Source organism: Acaryochloris sp. IP29b_bin.137, from assembly GCF_028285745.1.
Lineage (GTDB): Bacteria > Cyanobacteriota > Cyanobacteriia > Thermosynechococcales > Thermosynechococcaceae > Acaryochloris.
In genome coordinates this window covers 1-7,632 of sequence record NZ_JANQOP010000021.1, presented here as the reverse complement: position 1 = coordinate 7,632, position 7,632 = coordinate 1, and the positions used below count along the sequence as shown (strand labels likewise).

General features: G+C 43.9%; 7 protein-coding genes. 3 read left to right on the top strand and 4 right to left on the bottom strand.

Annotated features, from left to right (window positions below; genetic code table 11):
- Positions 1-608: 608 nt before the first annotated feature.
- On the top strand, positions 609-1,202 hold the full coding sequence (locus Q0991_RS01535) for an intradiol ring-cleavage dioxygenase (RefSeq protein WP_299484828.1): 594 nt from the start codon (positions 609-611) through the stop codon (positions 1,200-1,202).
- Positions 1,203-1,375: 173 nt separating this feature from the next.
- Here Q0991_RS01535 and Q0991_RS01530 read toward each other — a convergent pair whose 3' ends face one another.
- The gene (locus Q0991_RS01530) at positions 1,376-1,816 is read right to left on the bottom strand and encodes a DUF4253 domain-containing protein (protein ID WP_299484826.1); all 441 of its coding nucleotides are present in this window, start codon (positions 1,814-1,816) and stop codon (positions 1,376-1,378) included.
- A gap of 164 nt (positions 1,817-1,980) precedes the next feature.
- On the opposite strand from Q0991_RS01530, the gene Q0991_RS01525 reads away from it, so the two are divergent.
- Positions 1,981-3,546: an FAD-dependent monooxygenase gene (locus Q0991_RS01525; RefSeq protein ID WP_299484825.1), complete on the top strand. Its 1,566-nt coding sequence runs from the start codon at positions 1,981-1,983 to the stop codon at positions 3,544-3,546.
- Positions 3,547-3,582: 36 nt separating this feature from the next.
- Positions 3,583-4,188: a GNAT family N-acetyltransferase gene (locus Q0991_RS01520; RefSeq protein WP_299484823.1), complete on the top strand. Its 606-nt coding sequence runs from the start codon at positions 3,583-3,585 to the stop codon at positions 4,186-4,188.
- Positions 4,189-4,732: 544 nt separating this feature from the next.
- Here the strand turns inward: Q0991_RS01520 and Q0991_RS01515 are convergent.
- The 3 genes from Q0991_RS01515 to Q0991_RS01505 form a co-directional block, all read right to left on the bottom strand.
- Positions 4,733-5,038 carry a P-II family nitrogen regulator gene (locus tag Q0991_RS01515; protein WP_299484821.1) on the bottom strand — a complete coding sequence of 102 codons (306 nt, stop codon included), beginning with the start codon at positions 5,036-5,038 and terminating at the stop codon, positions 4,733-4,735.
- 4 nt (positions 5,039-5,042) lie between these two features.
- Entirely contained in the window at positions 5,043-6,011 is a 969-nt protein-coding gene (locus Q0991_RS01510) for a sodium-dependent bicarbonate transport family permease (RefSeq protein WP_299484819.1), read from the bottom strand.
- Between the two features lie 592 nt (positions 6,012-6,603).
- Positions 6,604-7,029 (bottom strand): response regulator, encoded by a 426-nt coding sequence (locus Q0991_RS01505; RefSeq protein ID WP_299484818.1) that lies wholly within the window; start codon positions 7,027-7,029, stop codon positions 6,604-6,606.
- Positions 7,030-7,632 lie beyond the last annotated feature (603 nt).

Genomic DNA, 7,632 nt, shown 5'->3' with positions numbered 1-7,632 from the left:
GCTTTTTGTCGGAAGTCATTGCTATAGGGGGCGGGCATTGAAATAGGCAGAAAAGACATGGTCCTATTTTGTCCTAACTAGCTCCTCAATTGCTATACTCAATGGCTTGTTGGAGTAGATGAATGAGCGCACGTATGACAACCCAGACGAGCAGCAAAGCCCCCTCCGCTCCCTGCCTTTACTTGAAGACACTGAATTATTGGAGTGTTGAGACTGTAGCCGCTAACCTAGATGCGAATGCAGGCCGATCACGATGTTTGGACCGCACAACAAGATAATGATCATGCCGAGTTGAAACGTCTTACAGTTGAGCTTTAGGATGCTCAGTCTCAATATCAACATCGAACCTCCCACGTCTTTAGGCTGAGCTACCTAGTTAATATAAATCCCCTGTAGAATCTGAGGCTTTAGGACTTCAAGATCAAGTCATGAGAAAAAATCAGATACCCAGAACATTTTGGGTGTTAAAAATGAGGCGTCGAGACATTCTCAGATTTATCAGTAGCGCAACAGTGGTTTCACTCTTGGGTTGTAAAAATAAATCATCCAGCTTTGCTGAACAACCAGAAGGATCCGCCCAGTCCCGCGCGAATTTTCCAGGTTGCATTGTGCGCCCACAACAAACAGAAGGTCCCTATTTCGTAGACGAAAGGCTGAACCGATCCGATATTCGTTCAGATCCTTCTGATGGGTCAGAAAAAGAAGGTGTGCTCCTGAGATTGATATTTAAGGTAAAACAAGTTAGCCCTGATGCTTGTTTGCCCATAGAGGGCGCGATTGTAGATATCTGGCACTGTGATGCTCAAGGGGTTTATTCCGATGCCTCAGATCCAAACTTCAGCACTTTAGGACAAAAGTTCCTGCGCGGGTATCAGAAAACAGATGCTAACGGAACAGTAGAGTTTGTTACGATCTTTCCTGGCTGGTACCCAGGCCGAACAGTTCATGTTCACTTTAAGATTCAGGGTGGTGAAAACTCTCAACAGGGTTACGAGTTCACTTCACAGCTCTATTTTGAAGACACTCTTACCGATCAAGTCTTTACCCAGTCGCCATATAACACCAGAGGACAACGCACTATTCGAAATGATCAAGATGGCATTTTTAGAGACGGGGGAGATCAACTAATACTCCAGCTTACCCAAGATCAAACTAGCGGATCGTATTCCGGGATATTTCACATTGGGCTTGAAATGGCTTGAAACTTATCTTCAGAAGGGTTAGTGAGACCTAGCCAGAGCAGCTAGACAATATGGATTCTATCGAGAAAATACAAATTAGGGCTTAGTATCAAATTGCGATCTCGGTTTGGTATCGCCCCTGTTCGTTCTACTTCAGTATCCATCATCAGCAAATGACTACAGATAACAACTTTCTAATCCCACCACAGTGTAAGCTTCATGTTCCTGGGCAGGTCTCTTTCCATCACTTTCAATCCAAAGTCTTCATCCTTTAGATCTAGACCCTGCATCAACTCAAGGACAGAGGGGTCAACTTCAGTTCCCTGTTCTTCAGCCATTTCAAGCATATCGGGGAGGCAATCATAGCCCTGTTCAAGGACGTCAGGACAAAACTCATACACCTCTTGGCAAAATTCCGATAGGTCTTCTGGAAGAGAGGCAAACGTTATCGCAACCGTTGCATGATCCACTTCCACCACTTCAAACTCAAATCTGCGAGACCAATTCATCAATCGTTGGACGATGTCTTCCGTTTCGACATCACAGTTGATACCGTTGGTGCCTAATTTCCGAATTTTCTCAATGGCTTGATTCAATTCCATCAGCTCACCTAGCAAGATTTGGTGATCATTCATCTATTCTCTAATTTCATAGAACCACATCTATATGCTGATTAATTCAGAAAAGGAAATGGGTGAGAATACCCTGTATTGATGATTTGGGATAACGGTGTGACAAGGACTATGCTTTTGTTATTGCGAGATGATTTTCCCGAATGAAGTTGCTCTAGTTGCCAAATATGAGTGCAAACCAAAAAACGGATGTCATCATTGTTGGTGCAGGTCCAACGGGACTATCATTGGCGGTTCAACTGATCCGGTTCGGGGTTGATTTTGTCATAGTTGATCAGAAAGAAGATATCACCACTCTCTCTAAAGCTCTGGTGATTCATGCCCGCTCCTTAGAGATCTATGATCAAGCGGGCCTTGCAACAAAGGCAGTTGAAAATGGTGAGATTGTGCAGCAAGTGGCATTAATGCACAACGGGAAGGTGAGCGCCCAGGTTGATTTTTCTGGGTTTGGGGGACAGCTTAGCCCATACCCCTTTATGCTCATCTATGAACAAAGTAAAAATGAACAACTCCTCAATGACTACCTTCAGACGCATGGGCATCAGGTGCGTTGGCATACAGAGCTGATTGGCATTGAGCAGAACGTAGAGAGCGTAATAGCAACTCTCAAGGGTGAAAATGGTGAAACGCAAACAATTGAGGGGCGTTACCTCGTCGGGTGTGACGGTGCCAGCAGTCCAACCCGACATTTTCTCGACATTCCATTTACAGGATCAACCCACCCGCGCCTATTCTATGTAGCGGATGTCGAGATGAATCTCAAGGCAGAACGAGGCAGACTATACGCGATGCCCGGTCAAGATTCCTTTGCCTTGATTGTTCCCATGCGGGGCAGTCAGCACTGGCGACTGATTGGCAATATGCCCGAATACAACGAGCAGGTGGATCATGAAATCACTTTTGAGGAGATTGAAGCCAAAGTTGAGCAACTGCTGTGTCAGCCCTTAGACATTACCAATGTCCGTTGGTTCTCTAGCTATAGAGTCCATACTCGCCATGCTGAGCTGTTTGATGTGGGCCGAGCATTCCTCGCGGGTGATGCGGCCCATATTCATACCCCAGCAGGGGGGCAGGGCATGAATACAGGGATTCAAGATGCCTATAATCTAGCCTGGAAGCTAGCGTTGGTGTTAAAGGGATTCGCTCCTGAATCATTACTGGTAACCTATAGCGATGAACGCTTGGCGAATGCCAAACGACTCTTAAACTCCACGGATCAGTTCTTTGACGTTGCCGTTAGTAACCAATGGTTCTTTAAGCTCTTTCGAGAGACTTTGATGCCCACGATGGCTAGTTTGATGACTCGTTTTAAGACCTCTAGAGAACTACTCTTTCAATTGGTATCTGAAATTGGCATCAACTATCGTGAGAGTTCACTAAGTCAACATGCTGGCGACCGCTCGTTCAAAGTTAAAGCCGGGGATAGAATGCCCTATTTCCTGGTAGAGGGCAAGAATATATATGATCGGCTGTGTTCACCCAAGTTTCACCTGCTCATCTTCTTTGATGGAGATACAGACTATCAAGTTTTGAAGTTGGGTTTGCAAAAGGAATATGACCATTTAATCGACGTCAACACGATTCCGATCAGTCCACGAATTGTCGAGATTTTCGGCACCAATCAATCGTTCATTGCCCTATTACGGCCTGATAATCACATCGGAATGATTTGTAAGGATTTCTCGTTGAAAACTGTGACGACCTATTTCAAAGAATATCAGCCCACCAGATGAATCCCCAGGCCCACAAAATATCCACCCCACCCCACCATGATCACCTTCACCAAGACGATCGCAGACCATATCCTCAAACTTCGCCACCAAGTTTTACGGCCAGGTTTACCTATCGCTGAGGTCATTTTCCCAGAAGACCAAGACCAGGAAACCAGGCATTATGGGGCACTTGAGCAGCAGAGAGAAGTCATTTGCTGCGTTACCCTCATTCCCTCAACCTGGCACGGAGAACCTGCGTGGCGACTCAGGGCAATGGCGACGGCTCCAGGCCGGAGAAATCAAGGGATTGGCACAGGATTGATCAGGTACATGTTTGTTGATTTGCAAGAGTCCAATCAAACAAGACCGATTTGGTCTAACGCTAGGGTCAGCTCTGCCAGGTTTTACCGGGAGCTAGGCTGGTGGGAAGTCTCCGAGAAATTTGAGAACGGGAATGCGGGCCTGTCGGTGACGATGCTAAGAAAAGACGCTAGCCACTGGGCAGGTTCCGGGGGCTGGAATATTCAGGGTATTGGAATGAATGACGGCCAATCCATTCTTGACCCAAGCAATTCTCTTCAAGGAAAGTTACCATTCTACGGTTGTTTATGGAAGAAAATGGGGCTACGTCGATTAGGTCTATTTACGCGCATAGACTTATAAGACAAGTAAAACTCAGCAAGCGGCAGACCTGGGAAGATTTGCCAAAGGGATTCAAAGTTAATCGGAAGGAGTAGATGATTGAGATGGCTGAGCCATTGGGAGTAGTGACGTAAACCTCGACCTAAAAATATACACCTTCCCCAAATACTCTGGCTTGAAAAGCCAAGTGAGATTTCTGCTGGTCATTTAAGAACAACGCTAGAGTTTTCAGCTCTCTTTTACTTTTAGAAGATAAACTTTCTTCTCCTGGCTAAATGTACACATGGTAGGTAGCACAACTACCCCGCCTGACACTTTCATATTTAACATCAAAATTTGGTTGGAGCAGTTGAGACAGAATAGGATCATTAGCCATGGGAACGACCATATTCTCAATAGACTACAACCTAATCTGATTTACCATAACGGTTCCAGATGGACTCATTTATCTTGAACTGTTCATTCATACTGTCTTCTTCTGAGTCGAGTAGCAGAAAGCTATTAATCTCTTCGTCAGACAAAAAGAGAAGCTGTTCAGAAGCAGCAACAACTGAAGTCTTAAATCTTAAGAAACGCAGCGCACAGATCGAATTTCTTGAGTATCTGTCACGTAACAGGTCCCGCCAAACTTATTGAGGAGAGGGCGAATATTTTCCACGACTGGCTTCAATAAGTCAGGTGCGCAGAAGGCGATGATGTAAACGTTATCTAGCATAGTATGGTCCAGATCTTCCGTGGTTCCCCGCAAGCCTTTGCCTGCTACATTCCGAATAACGGCATGACCATGGACCCCTGATTTGTCCAAGGCGTCCAAAATTTTACCGAGTTCAAAAGAATTGGCAATAATTTCAATTTTTTTAACAGGATGCATGCCCTTAACTCCATAAAAACTCGATTCCAGCCAGGTAGAGAGGGATTCCGACAATGATATTGAACGGAAAGGTCACAGCCAACGCCGTTGAAACATAGAGGCTCGGATTGGCTTCAGGAACAGTCATTCGCATTGCGGCAGGAACAGCAATGTATGAAGCACTCGCACAAAGCACTGAGAATAAGAGCGCATTGCCAACGGACATGCTAATGAGTTTTGCAATTACTAACCCGATACCAGCGTTTACGATTGGTATCAGTATGGCAAACCCAACTAGGAAAACACCGGTTTTTTGCAAGTCTTTAATTCTTCGAGCAGCCACTAACCCCATATCAAGTAAGAAAAAAGTGAGCACGCCATAAAACAGCCCTTGGGTGAAAGGTTCTAGGACTTCCCAACCATGCTCTCCCGTTAAGATGCCGATCAGTAAACTACCAACGAGAAGAAACACTGAACTATTGAGAAAGGCTTCCTTTAGAACTTCAGACCATTCCAAGTCATGTTCCCGGTTGGCGGCAAACAGATTAACGAGAATCAAGCCAACAATAATGGCAGGAGATTCCATTAAGGCTAGGGCGGCTACCATAAAGCCATCAAAATCAATCCCTAAATCGGTTAAGAAAGCACTAGCGGTAATAAAGGTCACGGCACTGATGGAGCCATACGTCGCTGCGATCGCAGCCGCATCATAATTTCCCAGCTTGATTTTGAGAATAAAGAAGGTGTAGAGCGGAACGAAGCATGCCATCATCATTGCCGCAGCTAGCGTCAGCATTACATCCTGGGTAATTCCACTCTTAACTAGTTCAACACCCCCTTTAAAGCCGATGGCAAAGAGCAGATAAAGCGAGAATAACTTGGGGATCGGGGCTGGTATTTCTAGGTCAGATTGGACAAAAACAGCCGTCATACCCAAGAAAAAGAATAATACAGGTGGATTTAGAATATTGGATATGATAAGGCTAACGTCCATAAAGAACCCTTCTAATTTAAAAAGAATTACACAAAAATACCAGGAGATACCTTCGTCAACAAACCCTTATTAATCGTAGTTAGTAGCATAATGTCAATAAATCAAAAAAGCGAAACTCCTAATTTTTAAGTGGACTGCTCTATATAGAAAGGAAGCATTAAGAAAGAAATAGTTGCCTGACTAAAAACTAAGCTTATAAATCTAGGCTCAAGCAATACACTAAAAAATAAATGCATTAAAGAATGATTGGAAAGGAGCGAATAGCTTACCAATAAGACTCCCATAATAGAATCATTCCACTATTATCCTTGAATATAAAAACTTTACTGACTAATTACTAAGATCTTAATAATATTCGCACTCTGAAAATTTGTAGGTTAACTACTTGATATAGCGTTTAGATCAAGGAAAATGTCTTAAAATCATTGATTTCAAGAGAATATTAACCTTCATAAGGTCCAGAATAGATGTAAACTATTTTATCCATTTGATGATGATTTATTAATATTAAGAAATTCACTATTTTGTCTCAAAGTTAAGATTTCAGAACTTAACGAAGAGGTGTTTGGCTTCAGATCTCTCAAGGTTGCCTTCAATGCTGCCAAGGCTCAGATGGGAGTCTAGCTGTCTTTAGCCAAAAATCCACTAGAAGGCTGATGAATTGAATTAGCTCCCTTAAATCTAGCGGCTTAATGACGTAGGCATTTGCCCCAAGTTGGTAGCTTTGGAGGATATCTTTCTCTGAGTCTGAGGTGCTGAAAATGATCACGGGAATATGTTTGAGTTGCTCGTCAGCACGGATATATCTGAGAACTTCATGGCCGTTAATATCAGGTACATTAAGATCTAGCAAAATCAGGTCAGGGAGTTGTGCCTCGGAAGTATCTCGTTTTTGCTTCAGGTAGGAAATAGCCTGTTCACCACTTTGTACGACATCGATTTGCAGTTGTTCTTGACTTTGTACAAATGCCTCGTGGATTAACTTCTCGTATCCAGCATTATCTTCAACTTGAAGCAAAGTGATGATCGACCGAGGTTGCAAATGCGTTAGAGGTCAGCCCCGGTAATTTTTCACGGTTGGTCAATGGCAAAATTGCCCTCAGCTCTGACATGGCTGTGAGGCTGTCTAGGGTTTAAGGTTAGAGCCACTAACCTGGATGCGAATGCAGGCTGATCATGATATTTGGAATGCACAGCAAGCCAATGATCATGCTGAGTTGAAACGGCTTACGGTTGGGGTTTAGCCCCCTCAACAGGCTCGGAATAAAACCAATAGAGAACGACTAAACCAAGCCCAACGAGAACGCCGCAGGAAAAAGAAAGAAGAGTACTAGGTAATATAGATTCCGTATGGATTCTAAAAATATGGGTTATTTATTAGGTGTGAATTCGAGGGATTTGGTATCGAGTTGCGATCGCATAACCCTCATTCCCCATAATATTCAAAGCCTTTAATCTGAATTAACTAGTTAATATAAATCCCCTGAAGAATCTGAGAACTTAGAACTTTGTCACCAAGCAAGGGTATTTCACAGGAAGGATTGCAGAGTTTCCTAAGCAGCATCTCCAGCATTGGATTTTCGCTATTGGGGGTATTGTGGAAGCCCCCCTAAAGTGACGA